18 protein-coding genes and 1 tRNA gene are annotated in these 20,650 nt (G+C 60.5%); 3 read left to right on the top strand and 16 right to left on the bottom strand.

What is annotated here, in order from left to right; genetic code table 11:
- Positions 1–24: 24 nt before the first annotated feature.
- From VIM12_RS20045 to gcvH, 10 genes are all read right to left on the bottom strand, one after another.
- Positions 25–480 (bottom strand): MaoC family dehydratase, encoded by a 456-nt coding sequence (locus tag VIM12_RS20045; protein WP_331944052.1) that lies wholly within the window; start codon positions 478–480, stop codon positions 25–27.
- Between the two features lie 14 nt (positions 481–494).
- Positions 495–1,634, bottom strand: coding sequence for an acyl-CoA dehydrogenase family protein (locus tag VIM12_RS20040; RefSeq protein WP_331944050.1), 1,140 nt, complete (start codon positions 1,632–1,634; stop codon positions 495–497).
- Between the two features lie 7 nt (positions 1,635–1,641).
- Complete coding sequence (locus tag VIM12_RS20035; protein WP_331944048.1) at positions 1,642–2,838, bottom strand: acyl-CoA dehydrogenase family protein; 1,197 nt, start codon at positions 2,836–2,838, stop codon at positions 1,642–1,644.
- 111 nt (positions 2,839–2,949) lie between these two features.
- Entirely contained in the window at positions 2,950–3,366 is a 417-nt protein-coding gene (locus VIM12_RS20030; RefSeq protein ID WP_331944046.1) for a DUF1178 family protein, read from the bottom strand.
- A gap of 106 nt (positions 3,367–3,472) precedes the next feature.
- Positions 3,473–3,757: a hypothetical protein gene (locus VIM12_RS20025; protein WP_331944044.1), complete on the bottom strand. Its 285-nt coding sequence runs from the start codon at positions 3,755–3,757 to the stop codon at positions 3,473–3,475.
- A 178-nt stretch (positions 3,758–3,935) separates the two neighbouring features.
- A complete protein-coding gene (lipA, locus tag VIM12_RS20020; protein WP_331944042.1) occupies positions 3,936–4,922 on the bottom strand; it encodes a lipoyl synthase in 987 nt (328 codons plus the stop codon).
- 7 nt (positions 4,923–4,929) lie between these two features.
- A complete protein-coding gene (gcvT, locus tag VIM12_RS20015; RefSeq protein ID WP_331944040.1) occupies positions 4,930–6,054 on the bottom strand; it encodes a glycine cleavage system aminomethyltransferase GcvT in 1,125 nt (374 codons plus the stop codon).
- 33 nt (positions 6,055–6,087) lie between these two features.
- Positions 6,088–7,467: an L-serine ammonia-lyase gene (locus VIM12_RS20010; protein WP_331944038.1), complete on the bottom strand. Its 1,380-nt coding sequence runs from the start codon at positions 7,465–7,467 to the stop codon at positions 6,088–6,090.
- 39 nt (positions 7,468–7,506) lie between these two features.
- Complete coding sequence (gcvP, locus tag VIM12_RS20005) at positions 7,507–10,371, bottom strand: aminomethyl-transferring glycine dehydrogenase (protein ID WP_331944036.1); 2,865 nt, start codon at positions 10,369–10,371, stop codon at positions 7,507–7,509.
- Positions 10,372–10,415: 44 nt separating this feature from the next.
- Entirely contained in the window at positions 10,416–10,796 is a 381-nt protein-coding gene (gene gcvH, locus VIM12_RS20000; RefSeq protein ID WP_331944034.1) for a glycine cleavage system protein GcvH, read from the bottom strand.
- A gap of 434 nt (positions 10,797–11,230) precedes the next feature.
- On the opposite strand from gcvH, the gene VIM12_RS19995 reads away from it, so the two are divergent.
- On the top strand, positions 11,231–11,899 hold the full coding sequence (locus tag VIM12_RS19995; RefSeq protein ID WP_331944032.1) for a hypothetical protein: 669 nt from the start codon (positions 11,231–11,233) through the stop codon (positions 11,897–11,899).
- Between the two features lie 344 nt (positions 11,900–12,243).
- Here the strand turns inward: VIM12_RS19995 and VIM12_RS19990 are convergent, their stop codons facing one another.
- The 3 genes from VIM12_RS19990 to VIM12_RS19980 all read right to left on the bottom strand — a co-directional run bounded on the left by VIM12_RS19990 (position 12,244) and on the right by VIM12_RS19980 (position 13,493).
- Positions 12,244–12,738, bottom strand: a complete 495-nt coding sequence (locus VIM12_RS19990) for a GIY-YIG nuclease family protein (RefSeq protein ID WP_331944030.1) — start codon at positions 12,736–12,738, stop codon at positions 12,244–12,246.
- A gap of 79 nt (positions 12,739–12,817) precedes the next feature.
- Positions 12,818–12,991, bottom strand: coding sequence for a hypothetical protein (locus tag VIM12_RS19985; RefSeq protein ID WP_331944028.1), 174 nt, complete (start codon positions 12,989–12,991; stop codon positions 12,818–12,820).
- 151 nt (positions 12,992–13,142) lie between these two features.
- Entirely contained in the window at positions 13,143–13,493 is a 351-nt protein-coding gene (locus VIM12_RS19980; protein ID WP_331944026.1) for a hypothetical protein, read from the bottom strand.
- 193 nt (positions 13,494–13,686) lie between these two features.
- Here VIM12_RS19980 and VIM12_RS19975 point away from each other — a divergent pair, with 193 nt between their 5' ends.
- Together VIM12_RS19975 and VIM12_RS19970 are read left to right on the top strand one after the other, a co-directional pair.
- Positions 13,687–14,319 (top strand): recombinase family protein, encoded by a 633-nt coding sequence (locus VIM12_RS19975; protein WP_331944024.1) that lies wholly within the window; start codon positions 13,687–13,689, stop codon positions 14,317–14,319.
- 1,677 nt (positions 14,320–15,996) lie between these two features.
- On the top strand, positions 15,997–16,959 hold the full coding sequence (locus VIM12_RS19970; protein ID WP_331944022.1) for a hypothetical protein: 963 nt from the start codon (positions 15,997–15,999) through the stop codon (positions 16,957–16,959).
- Between the two features lie 493 nt (positions 16,960–17,452).
- Here VIM12_RS19970 and VIM12_RS19965 read toward each other — a convergent pair whose 3' ends face one another.
- The 3 genes from VIM12_RS19965 to VIM12_RS19955 all read right to left on the bottom strand — a co-directional run bounded on the left by VIM12_RS19965 (position 17,453) and on the right by VIM12_RS19955 (position 20,293).
- Positions 17,453–18,442 (bottom strand): site-specific integrase, encoded by a 990-nt coding sequence (locus VIM12_RS19965; protein WP_331944020.1) that lies wholly within the window; start codon positions 18,440–18,442, stop codon positions 17,453–17,455.
- 120 nt (positions 18,443–18,562) lie between these two features.
- Positions 18,563–18,655 (bottom strand) — tRNA-Leu (locus tag VIM12_RS19960).
- 450 nt (positions 18,656–19,105) lie between these two features.
- Positions 19,106–20,293 carry a PQQ-dependent sugar dehydrogenase gene (locus tag VIM12_RS19955; protein WP_331944018.1) on the bottom strand — a complete coding sequence of 396 codons (1,188 nt, stop codon included), beginning with the start codon at positions 20,291–20,293 and terminating at the stop codon, positions 19,106–19,108.
- Positions 20,294–20,650 lie beyond the last annotated feature (357 nt).

Genomic DNA, 20,650 nt, shown 5'->3' with positions numbered 1-20,650 from the left:
AGTAGTTGTGCAGTTTGCGGCGATCTACTTCGGGCGGCGTCCGAACATGCCCATGCCCTTGATGGTCGCCACCAGTTCGCCGTGCTGGTTCTTGGCCTCCCACAGCGTGACCACCACGCCGCGATCGGGCTTGCTGGTCGAAGGCCGCGTTTCCAGCACGGTGTTGGTGATCTCCAGCGTATCGCCGGGCCGCACCGGCTTGAGCCAGCGGACCTCGTCCACGCCGGGGGATCCCATGCTCGACGACTCCTTCAGGAAGCCGTCGACCATCACCCGCATCATCATGCCGCAGGTATGCCACCCGCTGGCAATGACGCCGCCGTAGATCGACTTCGCCGCCGCGTCGCGATCCACATGAAAAGGCTGCGGGTCGAAACGCGTGGCAAACTCGACGATCTCCTCTTCGGACACCGTACGCGACCCTGACGCAACCGTGCGGCCTACCTCAAAATCCTCGAAGTACCATTTGATCTGCGGCATGTCGCGCTCCCGGGTCAGGCCGCTTTGCGGAAGCCCGGCTGGGCGGCAAAGCGGGCGAGGTGGTGGTCGGTGTCCCCGAGCGTGAGCTCGATCATCGTCAGGCGCTTGAACAGGTGCGCCGCCGGCAGTTCGTTGGTCACGCCCATGCCGCCGTGCAGCTGCACGGCCTGCTGGCCGACGAAGCGTGCCGCCTGTCCGACCCGCGCCTTGGCCGCGGATGCCGCGCGACGGCGTTCCTCGGCATCGGCGGAGGCGACCTTGACCGCCGCCAGCGTCGCCATCGAACGCGCCTGCTCGGCCTGCATGAACATCTCTGCCATCCGGTGCTGCAGTGCCTGGAATTTCCCGATCGGCACCCCGAACTGCTGGCGGGTCTTCAGGTATTCCAGCGTGGCGGCATTGAGTGCGTCCATCGCGCCGACGGCTTCGGCGCACAGCAGGGCCACGCCGTAGTCGGCGGCGGCGTCGAGGATGTTCCAGCCTGCGCCTGCCGTGCCCAGCAGCCCGGTACCGGCGACCCTGACGTTGTCGAAGCGGATGTCGGCCGCGCGCAGTCCATCGATGGTGCGGTAGTCGCGGCGGGTGACGCCGCCGGCATCACCGTCGACCAGGAACAGCGAGATGCCGTCGAGGTCGCGCTGGCCGCCGGCGGTACGCGCAGAGACGATCAGCCTGCCTGCCTGGGCGCCATGGATCACGACGGTCTTGGTGCCGTTCAGCACGAAGCCGTCGCCATCCTGTTTCGCCGTGGTGACGATGTCGAACAGTTCATGGCGCGCCTGCTTTTCGCCGAGCGCCACGGCCAGCTTCAGTTCGCCGCCGGCAACCTGCTCCAGCAGCGCCTCCTGGCCGCCCGCGAGCTTGAGGAATTGCGCGCCAAGCACCGTCGCGAAATACGGCTCGACGACCAAGCCGCGGCCCAGTTCCTGCATCACGACCATCATGTCGACGGCGGAGCCATTGAAGCCGCCCTGTTCTTCCGGCACCGGCAGCGCCGTCATGCCAAGTTCTACCAGGGTGCCCCATGCCGCATCCGAGATGCCCGCATCCGAATGGATGATCTTGTTGCGATGCTCGAAGCCGTAGTCCTTGTCGATGAAGCGACGCAGCGCATCGCGGAATTGTTGCTGTTCCGGAGTGTAGTTGAAGTCCATCGTCGCCTCACAGTCCCAGGATCATCTGGGAGATGATGTTTTTCTGAATCTCGTTCGAACCGCCGTAGATCGAGGTCTTCCGGAAATTGAAGTAGTACGGTGCCAGCGGCGCGGCATCGTTGTCGCCGGTGATGCTCTGGTCCTGCTCGCCTTCCAGGTAGGCCGGATCGAAAGGCATCGCATAGGGGCCGACGGCTTCCACCATCAGTTCGGTCAGCGCCTGCTGGATCTCCGTGCCCTTCACCTTCAGCATGGACGCTTCCGGGCCCGGGCCGCGCTTGGACTGCTCGGCGGACAGCACGCGCAGCACCGTCACCTCCAGCGCCATGATCTCGATCTCGAGGCTGGCGACCTTGGCCGAATACATCGGGTCGTCGAGCAGCGGCTTGCCGTTCTTCATCTGTTTCGCGGCCAGGCGCTTCAGGAACTGCAGCTCGCGCTTGGCGCGGCCGACCGCGGCAATGTTGGTACGCTCATGGCCGAGCAGGTACTTGGCGTAGGTCCAGCCCTTGTTCTCCTCGCCGATCAGGTTCTCCACCGGCACCTTGACGTTGTCGAAGAAGACCTCGTTCACCTCGTGCTCCTCGTCGAGCATGATGATCGGGCGCACAGTGATGCCCGGGGTCTTCATGTCGATCAGCAGGAAGGAGATGCCCTCCTGCTTGCGGACGTTGGGGTCGGTGCGCACCAGGCAGAAGATCATGTCGGCGTGCTGGCCGAGCGTGGTCCAGGTCTTCTGGCCGTTGACGATGTAGTGGTCGCCCTGGCGCTCCGCCCGGGTCTTGAGCGAAGCCAGATCGGAGCCGGCGCCGGGCTCGGAGTAGCCCTGGCACCACCAGTCGTCGCAGTTCAGGATGCGCGGGAGGTAGTGCTTCTTCTGCGCTTCATTACCGAAGGCCATGATGACCGGCGCCACCATGTTGACGCCGAACGGCAGGATTGCGGGCGTGCCCGCGGCGGCGCACTCTTCTTCCCAGATATGGCGCTGCACGGCGCTCCAGCCCGTGCCGCCGTATTCGACCGGCCAGCCGGTGCCGACCCAGCCCTGCTTGGCGACGATCTTGTGCCAGCGGACGAAGTCTTCCTTCGACAGACGCTTGTGGTTGAGGACTTTCTGCTGCAGGTCTTTTGGCAAGTTCGCATCCAGGAAGGCGCGAACGGTGTCGCGGAAGGCCAAATCCTCCGCCGTGTAGTTCAAATCCATGCTGTCTCCTAATGTCCCGGCTCAAAAAGCACGACCGTTCTAAAACGATTATACAGCGGAATGTCGGGAAAGGTAGTGAATTGAATAAGGAGCGCTACGGCGCGCGAACGTTCAGTGCAGCGTGGTCTTCGGCAGCACGGAGGGCGGCAGGGCCATCACCTCGACGCCTTCTTCCACCAGCGCCGCATATTCTCCGGGCGAAGCGGTGCCACGTATTGCCCGTTCCGGGATCTCTTCCCGGTGGATACGGCGCGCCTCCTCGGCGAAGCGGTCGCCGACATCCTCGGCCTTCGCCGCTGCCGCATGCAGGCGTTCAAGGAGCTGCGCCTGCATTGCCGCCGGATCGGGCACGACCTCGCCCTGGCCCAGGTTGAGCCGCGGCGCCGACGGCAATCGGTCGACCTCGGTGCTTTCACAGACGGGACAGGCGATCGCCTGCTGCGCCAGCTGGGTGCGGCTGTCGTCTTCCGACGCGAACCAGCCCTCGAAACGGTGGCCGTGGACGCAGCCCAGGTTGTAAACTTTCATTGGAGGATGCCAGACTGTAGTCGGCGGCGATTGTACAACCGCCGATGCGCGGCAGGGGAGCGATCTCTTGCGGCAGGCGGGCCTGGCCAGCCCGCGCCCGGGTTGCTCAGTGCTTGAACTCAAACTCCTGCTGCGCCTGCTCGAGCAGGCCGGGCAAGCGTTGTGCGATCAGGATGGCTTTTGCCCGGCGCCGCGCCGACTGCGACTCGAGGGCGCCGGCCAGCTTCTGGACGCTGGCCTTGATCTCCATTACCTGCTCTATCTTGGCCAGCCTTACCAGCCCGCGCAGGCTCTCGCGGAGCATATGCCTTTCCCGTGCCGTTGCATGGTCGCCCAACATTGCCGCAACGAGCTCTTCGATGATCTGATGTGACTCGACAGACTTTTTCATGATCGCGAAATGAGTAAGTTGGAAACGGGAGGGAGGCACCAAAGGTCTTTTCCCAGTAGCAATCTTATCGATTTCGCGCCGGAAATAATTGAGCAAGCGCAAGGACGGTGCATCAACGCAACTAGTGCATAAGGGAAACGGCCTGCGCTATGTCGGCGAGAGGTATAGCGCCCCCGTGCTATCCGCCGAATTCCCCCCTGGCCTGCAAGTCGGCATGGTAGGACGATCGGACCAGCGGCCCTGACGCGACATGCCGGAAACCCATCTTCTCGCCCGTCAGGCGCAGCGCATCGAACTCCTCGGGCGTGACATAGCGCTGCACCGGAAGATGATGGGCGCTCGGCTGCAGATACTGCCCCAGCGTCAGCATGTCGATGTGGTGGGCGCGCATGTCGTGCATCACCGCCTCGACCTCCTCCAGCGTCTCCCCAAGGCCGAGCATCAGGCCCGACTTGGTCGGCACGGCGGGATGCAACTGCTTGAATCGCCGCAGCAGGTCGAGGGAGACCTGGTAGTCCGCGCCCGGACGCGCCTGGCGGTACAGCCGGGGCACGGTCTCCAGGTTGTGATTGAACACGTCCGGCGGCGTCTCGCGCAGGATCGCCAGCGCGGTTTCCACCCGCCCCCGAAAGTCGGGCGTGAGCACCTCGATGGTGATCGCGGGGCTGAGCCGGCGCGTCTCCGCGATGCACGCGGCAAAATGCGCGGCGCCGCCGTCGCGCAGGTCATCCCTGTCGACCGATGTGATCACCACGTAGCGCAGTCCCATGGCCTGGATCGTCCGTGCCAGGTTGTGCGGCTCCTCCTGGTCGAGCGGATTCGGCCTGCCGTGCCCGACGTCGCAGAACGGACAGCGGCGGGTGCAGATATCGCCCATGATCATGAAGGTCGCGGTGCCGCTGCGGAAGCACTCGCCCAGGTTGGGGCAGTTCGCCTCCTCGCACACGGTATGCAGCTTGTTCTCCCGCAGCACCGCCTTGAGACGCTGCACCTCCCTGGTGCCGGTGAACTCGGCCCGGATCCATTTCGGCTTGCGCAGGTATTGCGAAGGCTCGGTCGGCGCGATCTTGATCGGGATGCGCGCCATCTTTTCCGCGCCGCGCAGCTTCTCGCCGGCCTTGACCGGGCGCGGCTCGACCGGCTTGTCCGTTTTCAGCTCGCTCATCGCTTCCTCAACCGCGGTGGTAGCGTTGCGGCGTGAACGGCGTCTTCGCCACCTCGACCGCAACGGGCTTGCCCCGCACGATCGCCTGCAATGCCGTGCCCGGCGCCGCCAGCGCGGACGGCACGTAGCCCATTGCCACCGGCACGCCTACGGTCGGGCCGAAACCGCCGCTGGTTACCCGGCCGGCCGGTCGGCCTTCGGCGTCAACCAGTTCCGCGCCCTCCCGCACCGGCATTCTGTCCTTGACCAGCAGGCCGACCCGCTTGCGCTGCACCCCGCCGGCGAGCTGGCCGAGGATGACGTCGGCGCCGGGATAGCCGCCGGCACGCGCACCATCGGCACGCCGCACCTTTGACAGCGCCCAGCCGAGGCTGGCTTCCACCGGCGTCGTGGCCGTATCCATGTCGTGCCCATACAGGCAGAGGCCGGCCTCCAGCCGCAGCGAATCGCGCGCCCCAAGGCCGATCGGCGCCACTTCCGGCTGCGCCAGCAGCAGCCGTGCCAGCGCTTCCGCCCGGTCCGCGGGGACGGAGATCTCGAACCCATCCTCGCCGGTGTAACCGGAACGGCTGATCATGCAATCCGCGCCGGCCAGCGTGACGACACCGGTGTTCATGAACACCATCTTCGCGGTCTCGGGGGCGAGCCGCGCCATCACCGCCGCCGCCGCCGGGCCCTGCAGCGCGAGCAACGCGCGGTCCGCCAGCTCTTCGACCTTGCAGCGGGCGTCGAGATGGCGGTGCAGGTGCGCGAGATCCTGCGCCTTGCATGCCGCGTTTACGACCAGGAACAGGTGGTCGCCGGCATTCGACACCATCAGGTCGTCCAGGATGCCGCCCTGCTCGTTGGTGAACAGCGCATAGCGTTGCAGGCCGACCGGAAGGTCGATCACGTCGACCGGCACCAGCGACTCCAGCGCGGCGGCCGCGGCATCGCCCGACAGCCGCACCTGCCCCATGTGCGAGACGTCGAACAGCCCGGCAAGGGAACGGGTGTGGGTATGCTCCTTCAGCACGCCGGTCGGGTACTGCACCGGCATTTCGTAGCCGGCGAACGGCACCATCCGCGCGCCGAGTTCGACATGCAGGTCATAAAGCGGCGTACGGGAAAGCGGCTGTGCGTTGGTATCCATGGGTTCCTTCTGTTTGAATTCTGCGCGGGGGCGTCAGCACTCGATCACGTTGACCGCCAGCCCGCCGCGCGCGGTTTCCTTGTATTTGATCTTCATGTCCGCGCCGGTCTCGCGCATCGTCTTGATCACCTTGTCGAGCGAAACGAAGTGATGGCCGTTGCCGCGCAGCGCCATGCGGGCGGCGTTGATCGCCTTGATCGCGCCCATCGCGTTGCGCTCGATGCAGGGAACCTGCACCAAGCCGCCGATCGGGTCGCAGGTCAGCCCGAGGTTGTGTTCCATGCCGATCTCGGCGGCATTCTCGACCTGCGCCGGCGTGCCGCCCAATACCTCGGCGAGTGCGCCCGCGGCCATCGAGCAGGCGACCCCTACTTCACCCTGGCAGCCGACCTCGGCACCGGAAATAGACGCGTTTTCCTTGTAGAGTATGCCGATGGCCGCTGCTGTCAGCAGGAAGCGGATTACGCCTTCGTCACTGGCGCCGCCAACAAAGCGGCGATAGTAGTGCAGCACCGCCGGCACGATGCCGGCGGCGCCGTTGGTCGGCGCGGTGACTACCCTGCCCCCGGCCGCATTCTCCTCGTTCACCGCGAGCGCATAGAGATTGACCCAGTCCAGCGTCGTCAGCGGATCCCGCAGGCTGGCTTCGGGTTCGCCAGAAAGCTTGCGGTACAGTTCGGCTGCGCGCCGGCGCACCTTCAGCCCGCCGGGCAGCGTCCCCTCGCGCTCGCAGCCACGCCGCACGCATTCCTGCATCACGTTCCAGATCGCGAGCAGGCCGGCACGCGTCTCTTCCTCGCTGCGCCACACCTTCTCGTTCTCCAGCATCAGCTGGCTCACCGACATCTGGTTGTCGCGGCACAGCTCAAGCAGGCGGGAGGCGCTGGGGAACGGAAACGGCAGGACCGTCGTATCGGCCACGATGCGGTCGCCGCCCGCGGCATTCTCGTCCAGCACGAAGCCGCCCCCGACGGAGTAGTAGACCTTGCCCGACAACACGCCGCCGTCCTGGTCGCAGGCAGTGAACCGCATGCCGTTCGGATGGAAGGGCAAGGACTGGCGCCGGTAGAGCAGCAGGTGCTCGCGTTCGACAAAATCGATCTCGTGCGTGTCGAGCACGCGGATACGGCCGCTGCTCCGTATCTCGGCCAGCCTGGCATCGACGGTATCGGTGTCGACCTTGTCCGGCGCCTCGCCGAGCAGGCCGAGCATCACCGCCTTGTCGCTCCCGTGCCCCTTGCCGGTGGCGCCGAGCGAACCGTACAGTTCGCACTTGACCGACCGCGTCGCCGCCAGCTGCCCGCTGTCCCGCAGGCCCGACGCGAACTGCAGCGCAGCCCGCATCGGCCCCACGGTATGCGAGCTCGACGGGCCGATGCCGATCTTGAACAGCTCGAAGACGCTGATTGCCATTGCCTCAGTCCACCGGTCTGGTTGCGGCCGCGGCGGTCATCACTCGTAGTCCGACATCGGCGGGCAGGAGCAGACCACGTTGCGGTCGCCGTAGACGTTGTCCACGCGGCCGACCGGCGGCCAGTACTTGTTACCCCGCAGCGAACGCACAGGAAACACTGCCTGTTCGCGCGTGTACTTGCGGTCCCACTCGCCGGCGATGTCCATCGCCGTATGCGGCGCGTGGCGCAGCGGGCTCTCCTCGGCGCTCAGGCTGCCGTTCTCGATTGCGCGGATCTCTTCGCGAATCGCGATCATCGCGTCGCAGAATCGGTCCAGTTCCTCCCGCGCCTCGCTTTCGGTCGGCTCGATCATCAGGGTTCCCGGCACCGGGAAGGACATCGTCGGCGCATGGAAACCGAAATCCATCAGGCGCTTGGCCACGTCGTCGACCGTCACGCCGGTGTCCTTCAAGGGACGCAGGTCGACGATGCACTCGTGCGCCACCAGCCCGCCCTCGCCGCTGTAAAGGATCGGGAAATGCGGCGCCAGGCGGCGCGCGATGTAGTTCGCATTCAGGATGGCGACCTGGCTTGCTTCCTTCAGGCCCTGGCTGCCCATCAGCCGGATGTAGGTCCAGCTGATCGGCAGGATGCTCGCGCTGCCCCAGGGCGCCGCGCACACCGGCGCTTCCTGGTTGTCGAGCATGCGGTGGCCCGGCAGGAACGGCGCCAGGTGGGATTTCACGCCGATCGGGCCCACGCCCGGACCGCCGCCGCCGTGCGGAATGCAGAAGGTCTTGTGCAGGTTCAGGTGCGACACGTCGCCGCCGAACTTGCCCGGCGCGCACAGCCCGACCATCGCGTTCATGTTGGCGCCGTCGATGTACACCTGGCCGCCATGCGCATGCACGATGTCGCAGATCTCGCCGACCGCCTCCTCGAACACCCCGTGGGTGGACGGATAGGTGATCATGATCGCCGCGAGGTCGGCGGCATGCTTCTCGGCCTTCGCCCGCAAGTCGGCGACGTCCACGTTGCCGCTGTCGTCGCAGCCGACCACCACCACCTGCATGCCGGCCATGTGCGCGGTAGCGGGATTGGTGCCGTGGGCCGAGCTCGGAATCAGGCAGATGTTGCGATGTCCCTCGCCGCGGCTCTTGTGATACGCGCGGATTGCGAGCAGGCCCGCGTATTCGCCCTGCGAGCCGGCGTTCGGCTGCAGCGACACCGCATCGTAACCGGTGCAGGCGACCAGCATCTGCTCCAGTTCGGTGGTGAGCTGCCGGTAGCCTTCGGCCTGGTCGAGCGGCGCGAACGGATGGATCCCGCCGAACTCCTTCCAGGTCACCGGGATCATCTCGGTCGTCGCATTCAGCTTCATGGTGCAGGAGCCGAGCGGAATCATGGTGCGGTCCAGCGCCAGATCCTTGTCCGACAGCGTGCGCAGGTAGCGCAGCATCGCGGTTTCGGAATGATGGGTGTTGAACACGGGGTGCGTCAGGTAGGCGCTGCTGCGCAGCAGCCCTTGCGGCAGCCGGTCCGCTGCTTCGGCCTCGCATGCCACGAAAGCCGGGGCAGTCCGGCCGGCACCGGCAAACACTGCCCACAGCGCCTCGATATCGGCCGCGGTGGTCGTTTCATCCACGGAGACACCAACGGTATCCTGGTCGATCTCGCGCAGGTTGATGCCGTTTGCACGTGCGGCCTCGTGCAGACGATCCGCCTGTCCCGCGACGCGCACGGTGACGGTATCGAAGAAGGCGCCGGTGCGCACTTCGCAGTCCAGCTTGCCCAGTCCGACGGCCAAAGTGGATGCGAGGCGATGCACGCGCTGCGCGATCGTCCTCAGTCCTTCCGGACCGTGGTACACCGCGTACATGCTGGCGATATTGGCAAGCAGCACCTGTGCGGTACAGACGTTGCTGGTCGCCTTTTCGCGGCGGATGTGCTGCTCGCGGGTCTGCAGCGCCAGGCGGTATGCCTTGTCGCCGTGGCTGTCGATCGACACGCCCACCACGCGTCCCGGCATCACGCGCTTGTTGGCATCCCGCGTTGCGAAGTACGCTGCATGCGGTCCGCCATATCCGAGCGGCACGCCGAAGCGTTGCGCGGAACCGATGGCCACATCGGCGCCGAATTCCCCGGGCGGGGTCAGCAGCGTCAGCGCCAGCAGGTCGGCAGCCACCACCACCAGCGCGTTCTTTGCGTGCGCCTTACGCACGACGTCTGCATAGTCATGCACCTCGCCGTCCACTGCCGGGTACTGCAGCAGCACGCCAAAGCAATCCAGTGCGTCAAGGTCGCTGCGATGGTCGCCCACCACCACCTCGATGCCGATCGGTTCGGCACGGGTGCGCACCACGTCGATGGTCTGCGGCAGGCAGTCGCGGGACACGAAGAATACCTTGCCCTTGCTCTTGGCGACGCGCTGGCAGAAGGTCATCGCCTCGGCCGCCGCGGTCGCCTCGTCGAGCAGCGATGCGTTGGCGATTTCCAGCCCGGTCAAGTCGGAAATCATGGTCTGGAAATTCAGCAGCGCCTCCAGCCGCCCCTGCGAAATCTCGGGCTGGTACGGTGTGTACGCGGTGTACCAGGCCGGATTCTCGAGCAGGTTGCGCAGGATGACCGGCGGCGTGTGGGTGTTGTAGTAACCCATGCCGATGTACGACTTGAACACCTTGTTCTTCGACGCGATGGCGCGCAGCTCGTCCAGCACTTCCGGCTCGCTGCGCGCGCCATCCAGCTGCAGAGGCGTATCGGTCAGAATCGTTCCCGGCACCACCTTGCGGATGAAATCTTCCATCGATGCAAAGCCGAGCGTTTCGAGCATCGCCTTGCGGTCGGCGTCGGCCGGACCGATGTGGCGCTCGATGAAATCCGCTCGCTGCTGCAAAGCCTCGAACGCAGCACGTTTCTGAACCATGTTTTCCTCTGTGACGGTATTGATGACGGGTGTACGGGCGGTTGTCAGCCCAGTGTGGCGAGATATTCCTTGTAGCCGGCTTCATCCATGAAGCCTTCCAGCGGACTTGCATCGGACGGCTTGAACTTGAAGAACCAGCCGGCGCCGGTCGCATCCTCGTTGACCTTGCCCGGTTCGTCCGCGAGCGCGCCGTTGACCTCGATGACCGTGCCTGCCGCCGGCATCATGATTTCGCCGGCGGTCTTGACCGACTCGATCACCGCGGCTTCGTCGCCCTTGGCGTATTCCTTGCCGGCGTCCGGCAGCTGGACGAAGACCACGTCGCCGAGATGGTCCTGCGCGTAATCGGTAATCCCGACGGTGACCGAACCATCGGCCTCCATGCGCAGCCATTCATGCTCTTGCGTGTACACGGTCTTGCTCATCTGCATATCTCCTGAGTGGGGTTTGTCGTGGCGTCGCGGACCTCGGCCTCGACGTTTATAAGGCCGCGAACCCGGTCATCTTACAGAATGGACACGGGTATGCAATTCGGCGAGATTTTAGAGGGTTCCCGGTTATTTTTGTGCTCAATCGCCTTCCAGAAACCCATCAAATCGAAAACGATATGCATATTCCCGTTCCAAAGCAAAAGCCGGGCGTGCCGGCATTTTTATTTATGAAAACCGCGATACCCCGCGCTGACCGCGTACACCATCCTGGCATTTCGTTGTCGCCGGTGACGGCAGCTTGAGGCAAGTCACGGAAGCAATCCGGCGACCAACATCGTCCAGAACATTTCCTCGCTTCGGCCGTCTAGCAAACAGCAGGGGTGCCGGAGTCGCCGGCCGCATGCACGATTACTTTCGGGGACATGACGATGAGGATCAGTTCGGGATGTGCCGTCGCCGCGGCGGCGATGCTCTTCGCTGTTGAGGCGCAGGCCCAGACCGGCCTGACGGCGAGCGTCGGTACTCCCGGCGTCGGCCTGCATCTGACGGTACCGCTGCAGGAACAGTTCAACGCCCGCTTCGGCGTCAACGGCCTGAACTATTCCCACGACATCCGCACCTCCAACGTCGAGTACGACACGAAGCTGAAGTTGAGGACGGTCGAGGCGCTGCTCGACTACCATCCGCTGCGAGGCAACTTCCGCATCAGCGGCGGCATCGTCTATAACGGCACGAAGCTCACCGGGGACGGCACGCCTCGCGCCGGCGGCACCTATACGTTCAACGGGACAAGCTATCCCGCCGCGACCGCCGGCACCCTTGACGCCCGCGTCGACTTCCGCAACTTCGCGCCCTACCTCGGCATCGGCTTCGGCAATGCGGCACAGGACAAGGGCTGGGGATTCTCAGCCGACCTCGGCGTCCTGTTCCAGGGAAGGCCGGACACCTCCGTGACCAGCACGGGTTGCACCGCCCCGGCGCCGCTCTGCGCCGAACTCGCATCCGACCTGGCGGCGGAAAGCAGGGAACTGCGTGACGACGCGGACGAATTCCGGTTCTATCCGGTTGTCAGGGTCGGCGTCAGCTACAAGTTCTGAAGTGACCGCACGCGCCAGGCCGACGCCGTGCGAGCAGCACACGCGGCGATGGAGCGCATGACAACGCGCGGGAGAAACAGGTGCAGGATGCTACGGAAATGGTGCCCGAGACCGGAATCGAACCGGTACGCCCCCTCTCGGGTAAGCGGCGGATTTTAAGTCCTATGTACCGCAGTTAAATCAATGACTTAGACCATATCAGTGCCAAGAATGGGACAATTCCGTCTCTGAAACTGTCCCGTTTTGCCACAAGAGTTGTCACACTCGATTACTTCAAGTTCTGCCCTGTCCCCACACATTGGGTCAGGTTTTGGGTCAAAAAAGGTGAAGTCAAATATCTGCTGCTAGCTAGCACCTTTAAGTCGTAGCTTCATCTTGATTTTGTCTTCTTCGAGTTTTAGGTAAAAAGTTTCTTCAATGTCTGAGTCAAAAAAGATGGGCTTTCGCCTGTTGAGGGCACGGTATGCTCCAAGAACTGCATCCACCGGCTGAAGATCAAAATGTTCCTTTGCTAGATTGTAACGACGCAACTTCTCGTGAACTTTCTTTTCATCCGCGCTAGGCTTATCGGAAGGGAAAATTGCTATTGGAATAAAGTCACCAGGGACGCCCGTAGAGTTGAGTGATTTTAAACGCTGCTCCATAGACTTAGTAGTCAAGCCTACCTTCACCCCTTTTTGGTTGGGGTTGGAAACAACGTAGATCAGTCCTTTCACTAACCTAGCTTCAAATGGACTCTCTGCACAGCTTTGACATTGGTCTATGGTCTCCCCATTTAGCATCAACACTTTTACGTCGTTTCCACAGTGCTGACAAACTCCAGTTACTTCAATTAGCATTACTTTTCCTTCTTTTGTACGTTCGTTCTTGATACCGAAACTTATAGCTGCTAATGATGTTGCGTGTCACCGCCTTACATCATTCTGGGTTGGTCTTCACCTGCCAATTTTGAACATCTAGAAAAGAACTTGGAGCGTCATATACGCCTTGTATATAGGCGTCCCAAAGGACAGGCCATAGCTCCTTTGGGTAGTTCTTCTGCTCCGCCCACTCCTCGAACATCCGCCTTACCTCGTTTTCGTCAATATCCATGGTGCCTAGGGGTATCCCTTGGGTGACTGTCGAAAACGTCTAATAGCACGTCTGGCGGAAGGTTTACAAGAGGTCGAAAGGTTTTACCGCAAAATTATGAGAGGCCACCTCGAACAGTGGGCAGCGTCAATCCCCCCGGATGCCCCAACTATCAATCGTCGTACCCCATCCTTGCGCGAGTTTCTTTCATCTGTGGCGAAACTATCCGCCGAAAGGGCTTGGCATGTTTCTGTTGATACTCCCGCTTCCATTGCCTCGATTTTCTGAAAGCCGCTTGTGCAAACAGAATGATCCCTATCGCAGCCAGAACTACTCCGCCCATTACCAGAAGTATCGTCCCTAGCTGCATAGCGGCAGCTGCATTTGCCCATAACCAAGCTGCTCCAAGCCCAATCACGCATAAAGCGAGTAACCCTAGCCCTATTGCTAAAAGCTGCCGCAGAAACGCGAGTATCAAAAAGGCCAAAACGATACCCAAGGCAATCTGGATAACTAGGGTCATAACCCTTTTCTCTGATGTGATATTGAACTCGGATGATAATGCCTTTAAGCAACATCTGCTAGATACTGTCCGTTAGGGCATACCTCAGTGAACAAGGAGAGCGTCCATTGAAACTGTGTCCGTTAGGGTTGATATTACTTTTTGGACAGAATACCATGTGGACATTACCTCAACGGACACTCAGGGAATCATCATGCAGACCATCCTCTATGCGCGAGTCTCGACAGTAGACCAGACCATAGACCACCAGAAGAGCCAAGCAGAGGCCGCAGGATTTAAGCTAGATCGAGTCATCACGGATGATGGTGTCTCTGGTATCAGCACCAAGCTCCAGGATCGCTCGGGAGGCCGCAGATTGTTTGACATCCTCCGACCAGGAGACACCCTGGTTGTCCGTTGGGTGGATCGTCTGGGACGAAATTACCAGGACGTGACCGACACCATCCGGGAGTTCATGCGCCGGGGCGTGATCCTCCGTACCGTGATCAACGCCATGACCTTCGATGGCAGCACCCAAGACCCTGTCCAGCAAGCCGTGAGAGACGCTCTGATCGCCTTCATGGCAGCGACAGCACAAGCCCAAGCCGAGGCTACAAAAGAGGCTCAGAAGGCCGGGATCGCCCATGCCAAGCTGAAGGACGATAAGTATCTTGGGAGGAAGCCGAGTTACTCCCTGGAGCAAATCCAAGCTGTCCAAGAGATGACCGGCAAGAGTGTCACTGAGATTGCCAAGGTGGCAGGATTATCCAGGCAGACCGTCTACCGAATCCAAGCCGATCCAGCAGCAGCCGTAAAGGCACTTGAAGTATGGTCAACGCCTTCTTGAGTCGGCATGTCGTTCTGGACTAGGCAATCTCAAAACCGACACTTTGGAAGAAGACAGCCGATCAAAAGTATGCCTTTAGAAGAATCTGACCTTGTTGCCCTACTTTAGGAGAGACAGCCGATTTGAAACGCCCACATAAGGAGAAGAAGCGGCTGCCTGACTTGATGTCGGACTATGGAAGAAGGACAGCCGAAATCCGTTCCATCACAGCAGAAGATAGAGCGGAAATCAAGTTATGAGCCTCTTGGAGAAGAGCCGAAAACTCATCTATCGCCTTGTTGGAGATAGACGGCCATCCCTTTCCGACACTTTGGATGAAGGCAGTGAAAATCCGTTCCATCCACATTAGGGGATGGAGCCAAACGTATTCCTGCACTATGGGAGAGGGAGCCATTCCCCAAATTATGGAAAAAGACCGGCCTGGAGTACCGCTATTGGACACAGGCTGTCTCTCATCTGGCCCAATATAGAAGAGTAGCCTCGCAAGGTTCCATTATGGAATAAGACAGCCGATCTGACCGCTTTTAGCAGACTGCCACTTCTTTACCGAGGATGTTCATCACCCAGGGGGCGTGATGATCGCAATACCTCAAGACCACTTTACCGATCCATCTCATGGGGGGTAAGGGGGGCATCTAAGGATTGTCTTAAAGATATCCTTGGCTTCGTCTCTGAGTTATTGTCTTTATTGGTAATTATCTAATGAAGATAACAACTCAGAGATAACTCTTCTGGTTGTCTTGAAGACCACCTTGATCGCTCCTTGAACATTGACTTCAAGACCTCCAGAAGATCATTCCGAGTGCCCTCCTGACACACTGACTATCTACCTGCTGTGTGTCTTCCCTCTTTGCCCTCCCCTGAGCTTGTCTTTAAGTCTTCCCGTTTAACCAGTTTTGATTGTCGCACTGTCTAGGAATACAGCTTCCATGTCTTCAAACCTTGAGTTGACTTAGCGACGGCTCACGGGGTCGGCATTCCCTTTTTCCGTGAATTGGTGGTCGTGAGTCTCCGGCTATCAGTTCTTGTGTTTTTTCCAATTGTTCATCCCACTCCATGACTACCCCGAATGAATCCCCAATGATCCCCTGTGCTCCTACCCAGGACACACCAAAGGGAAAGCTGTACTCTAAGAGACAGCCGAAAAGAGCCTTCAGGCACTCCCAGGTATTGAGGCTCGATGCCACCATCACTGAAGCCCTCACCAAGGCGCAGCACCTGGACGACCTCACAACGTCCGGTCAGGTCTTCTCCAGGACTGTGATAATCCGCAGGGCTGTCCTCCTGTACACCATGCAGCTCGTCCAAGCACTGAACGGCAACAACCCTCGATTCCTGGAGAATGAGCTAAACACCCTGCTCTCCATGTCTACCCCTCCCAAGAGGAGCCCTTTCGGAAAATGAAGAGAGAACTCACGGGAGACCGCAATACCTGTCCATCTTGCGGCCTCCACTTCAACAGCTCAAAGGCATTCGATAAGCATCGCACAGGCCGATTCGGTATTGATCGACGATGCCTGACTATCCCTCAGATGGAAGACAAGGGCATGTCTTCCAATCGTGATGGCTTCTGGATCACCGAGAAGCTCGTAACGGATTCGATTCTGAGCCTCCGCCAGACCACAAATCAGCCGATTTCGTGGGGTGAACACGTTGAAGATACAAGCCATCTTTTAGATGAGAAAGTACTTCCAAAGCCTGAACTCCCCAGCGTCTGTTATAGTTTCCCGTAAAGCAACAAAAAAAGGGGGCTGGATGGCTAGTGGACGCTACTACTTAGGACGTGTAGTCAAATCGGGACTGCTTGATCAAGACAAGCTGATCGCGGCAATTCTTGATTCGCCAATTGTCGAAGTCGGGAGGTTCGGCTGGACGATCACTGACGTATTCGACGGTAGAAACAGTGAAGTGCCATTCGTCTTTGGACGGTTATCGAAATACGCAGCTAATGGCGAGGTGAAGGTAATTGACAAAGAGTCGAAGTCCCAAGTGAAGGCACTTGCACCAAACCTTGTGGAGGCAAGTTCCCCTTTCGTGTATTTGCCAGAATACTCTGGAATCGCCTATTTGCACGTCTGGAATGGCATTCAGGAAGACATCTTTCCTCGCCGATTTAAAGCATTGATTGAGGCGGCATACGACCAGTTTTTCGTCAGTTGCGAGCTTGAGCCGGTTGCTGACTACAAGGCTTTCGCAGCAAAACTCAAGACCATAGACACGTTCACGGAGCTGGCCGCGAAAGTGTTTCCACCGAACCCTTTGTTTGGTCGGCTATGGGGCAATCTCCACGAATACGTAAAGCGACGGAATGCCTCCGACGTTTCGGTCAAGGAAACTAGCACGAAAGCGCCTGGAATCGAGACAAGCATTGTGCGCTTGGTCGAAAACATCCTGAATGATCCAAACTACGAACCCCCAAATGCCCCTGATATCACGGATGCCGCGCTTTTGATGGCGGCTGATGGGTACGGCAAAGGAAAAGTCATTGGCATTGAGCGAGGTGTCGAAGTTGTTATCAGAACGTCGGATTCTCAGAAGAGTTTTCTTTTTGAAAGAGACCCAGACCCGCACCAACTTGCAGCGGTCACAGCGAAGCAACTTGATAAGGTAAGTGGTGAGCGTGATATGAGGCATGGATGAGAGCCGGTTACGTCGCTCGCGTGATCATCATCAGTCCCGAAATGCTCGTTCTTCTAGGGTGCTGGGTTTTAACGTCTCACTTCGAGACTGAAGCAACGAGCATAGCAACGGGGCTAAACATTAACCAGGAACTCGCGAAGTACTCGGTACTGCTTCCCATCTCATTGTTTGTTTGGATAGCAAAGGAAGCCAAAGACCTTGTGTTTTCCAATCAGTCGCATGCAGAGACGCTGGTCAACTGGCCCGAGTATTGGGCATTGAAGGTACACATTATCGTTTCGCTTGCCTATGCCTTGGTGTTCTGTCTCTTATCAGCAGTCCCGTGGCTATCGAAATCGGGAATATCAGACGGCCCAGGACTCATCCTTTTTGCCTCAGGGCTGACCGGAATCTTGTGCGTCGCAGCGAGCGTCTACTTAGCGCAGATGTCTATCAAGGAGATACTTACACAAAAGTAGCCCCCTTATCCTGCGCCGAAAGACCACAGCGAGCCTTACCCCAATCTATCCAGAAGATCGGCTGGCCTCAGATGCGTGTACCGCTTCAACATGGACAGGCTTTTATGTCCTGTAATCGTAGAAACTTCCATCATGTTGAAACCCTTTTCGAATAACCTAGACGTGGCCTCATGGCGCAAGTCGTGAAGGCGTAAATCCTGAATACCGCATTGCTTGCATGCCTCCACAAAGTCATGTGTGATGACATCGGGATAGACGTCCAGGATGAAGCCCTTGGACGCTCCTTGGGCTTCTCTCAGGGCTGCTGTCGCTTTGGTCGATAGCGGCACAGTCCGAGACTCCCCGTTCTTGGTATCCCGTAGAAAAGCCAAACGTCTATCCAAATCCACATCTTCCCACCGCAGCCCCCTCACCAGCTCACTCCGGCGCATCGCAGTCTCAATAGCAAGTGTAATGGTCAATTCAAGACGCTGGTTTCCCACTTCCCCACAGTATTTCAGCAACGCCCTCTCCTCTCCAGGCAGCAGCCTCCTATCCCTTCCCCTGGACAGCTTCGGCTTCCTGCAAGCCTTTACAGGGTTCTCCAGTGTCTCTAGCCCCCAATCCTTCCTCGCGACCTCGAACAAATGCGAGATCAACGCCAAGTCCAGCCGCACAGTATTCCCGCTTGCACCTCCAGCAAGCCTGGTGTCCCGATACCTTGCCATGTCAGCTCCTCGGACTTTGTCCAGGGTGATGACAGCCAATGGGTTTCCCTGCCATTGCTTGATTCGCTTGCATTCCTGGAGATGTCCCTTCTTGGTCACCGAGACCTCCTTCAGGTATCGCTCCAGGGCTTCAGACAGGGTCAGCCTGGATGCCTCCTTGATTGACTCTCCGAGTCCCTGCATGACCTGTTTCTCCCGCTCCAATGCCCAAGCAGCAGCCTCTTGCTTAGATCGGAAGGTCTGATGCAGCTCAGGTAAGCCCTTGCGGCGGATACGGACTTGGAATTGATCGGCTCCACGCTTGCGGATGTTCGCCATGTGTTCTCCATGTTGGAGACCCAATGGGCCGGATTTGGGCCAAAAGCGAAGTCGGAAGGTAGAACTTGGGGAATCTGCTGGGAGGCTCAGAAAGTCTAAGCCATTGATTTACTTGAGGGATGGTGCCCGAGACCGGAATCGAACCGGTACGCCCCCTCTCGGGTAAGCGGCGGATTTTAAGTCCGCTGTGTCTACCAATTTCACCACTCGGGCAGTGCATGCCATGGCGGCCGCACAAGTAAAAAAAGCGCACGCGGCGCTTATCTTGTAGCACTGGAGGCGAAGAGCCGGGTTGGACCGACGAGGACGGCCTTGCGGGCCGTTGCGCCTCCAGGAGAATCAAGGGCGTTGAGCTACGTCCCCACGCGGTCCGGCGCAGGGCCGGTGGACGTGGCAAAGTCGTGCGGATTCTATCATGGCCGACGTGCTGGTTGAAAGCCGCGGCACGGCCGCATGCGTAGCGAGGAGCAGTCAGCGGCGCATGGACGACGACCGTCGTCTCGCCCTGCCCCCTGCTCGAACCGGACGTAGCGCCCTTCCTGGTTCGCTCGCGCCGTGACGTATCTCGCGACGCATCTTCCTGCAGCCGCGAGCGTCGCCACAACGGCCGCCGTTCACATGTTCCTCGCCACGGCCGAACTTACGCAGGCGGCGTCCCCGGCGCTATTGCCCGGTGTAGGCAATGCGGTAGATAACCCCGTTGGTATCGTCTGCCACCAGAAGCGAGCCGTTGGTGTGCTGGACGATGCCGGCAAGCCGACCGAAGTGCGCCTGGTTGCCGTTGGTGAGCCAGGTGCCCACGAAATCCTCGGCGCCGACCGGGCGGCCCTGTGCGTCGAAGCGCACCCGCACGATGTTGTACCCGACAGGTTGGGCGCGATTCCACGACCCGCGCATGGTCACGAAGGCGTCGTTACGGTACTCCTGCGGAAACTGCGTGCCGGTATAGAACTGCAGTCCGAGCGGCGCGGCGTGCGCCGTGTACAGAAGCAGCGGATCCGTTGTGGTTGCCGCGTACTGCTCGAACGTCTGTCCCTGCGGCGGTTCGATGGCGCGGTTGATCTGCTTCTTGTCGTATACGTAGGGCCAACCGTAGTCGGCTCCCTCGGTCAGCTCGTTGATCTCTTCATGCGGCTGCTGGTCGCCAAGCCAGTCGGTGCCGTGATCGAAACCGAACAGCGCATTGGTGGCGGGATGCCAGTCGAAACCGATCGTATTGCGCAGGCCGCGCGCGTGGATGCGGCGCTGCGATCCATCCTGGCTCAGTTGCAGCAAGGTGGCATTTTCGGGATTGGGCTCATCGCAGGCATTGCACGTGCTGCCTACGGACAGATAAAGCCTGCCGTCCGGCCCGAAGCGCAACGTCCGGTTCGGATGCTGTCCGGCATCGGGCAATCCGCGATACAGGGTTGCCAGCGGACCGAGTGCGCCATCCGCCTGGATATCCGCCACGTACACTTCGCGGATGGCGGCGATGTACAGCCGGCCGTCGCGGATGGCAAGGCCGTGGAGATCGGGCACGCGCGCCACTTCGACCGCCGTGCCTGCGCGACCGCCCGGCGCGATGTCGCGCAGCAGGGTCACGCTCCCCTTCTCGCGGTCGGAAACGTAGACGTTTCCGTTGGGCGCCACCGCCATCATGCGGGGATTGCCGAGATTTTCCGCAAACTTGGTGACGCGAAACCCGGGCGGGGTACGCAGCTGCGCCACGCGCGCATCGGTCGCGTCCACACGGGCCGGCCGGAAGACGTTGCCTTCGACGGTCAGGGTCTGCGGCTCCTGCGCCTGGGCGAGCACGGCGCTCGAAGCGGACAAAAATACGGCGGCCAGAACCAAGCTTGCAATGCGCATCACATCCTCCGTTCTTTAAAGGCACGATATTCGCGCTGCCGGCATGCGAGCCGGCAGCGGACGACGGGCTCGCTGGCATGACGTTGATGAACTTAGTGCAGGCCGCCAGGGAACGTGAATTTCCGGTCTGGATAGACCATTGATGTTTGATCAAGTTCGTTCGAACGCACGTGGTTCGCCGGACTCAATTGGCGGCAGCGACGGCCAGGATTCACTGCCGCGGAGTGGCGGCGAATGCGCATGGTCAACGCGACAGGGTTCGGCTTCCGGTGCGAAAGATGGACCGCGGGGGATCAACGGCGGCAGCGACGCGAGTTGAACAGGCGTCGCCCCGTTGGAGAATGACAAGAGGGATGT

It is taken from the genome of Noviherbaspirillum sp. (assembly GCF_036563305.1).
Classification (GTDB): Bacteria; Pseudomonadota; Gammaproteobacteria; order Burkholderiales; family Burkholderiaceae_D; genus Noviherbaspirillum.
The sequence above is the reverse complement of the archived record's forward strand: the minus strand, read 5'-3'. Positions and strand labels throughout refer to the sequence as shown.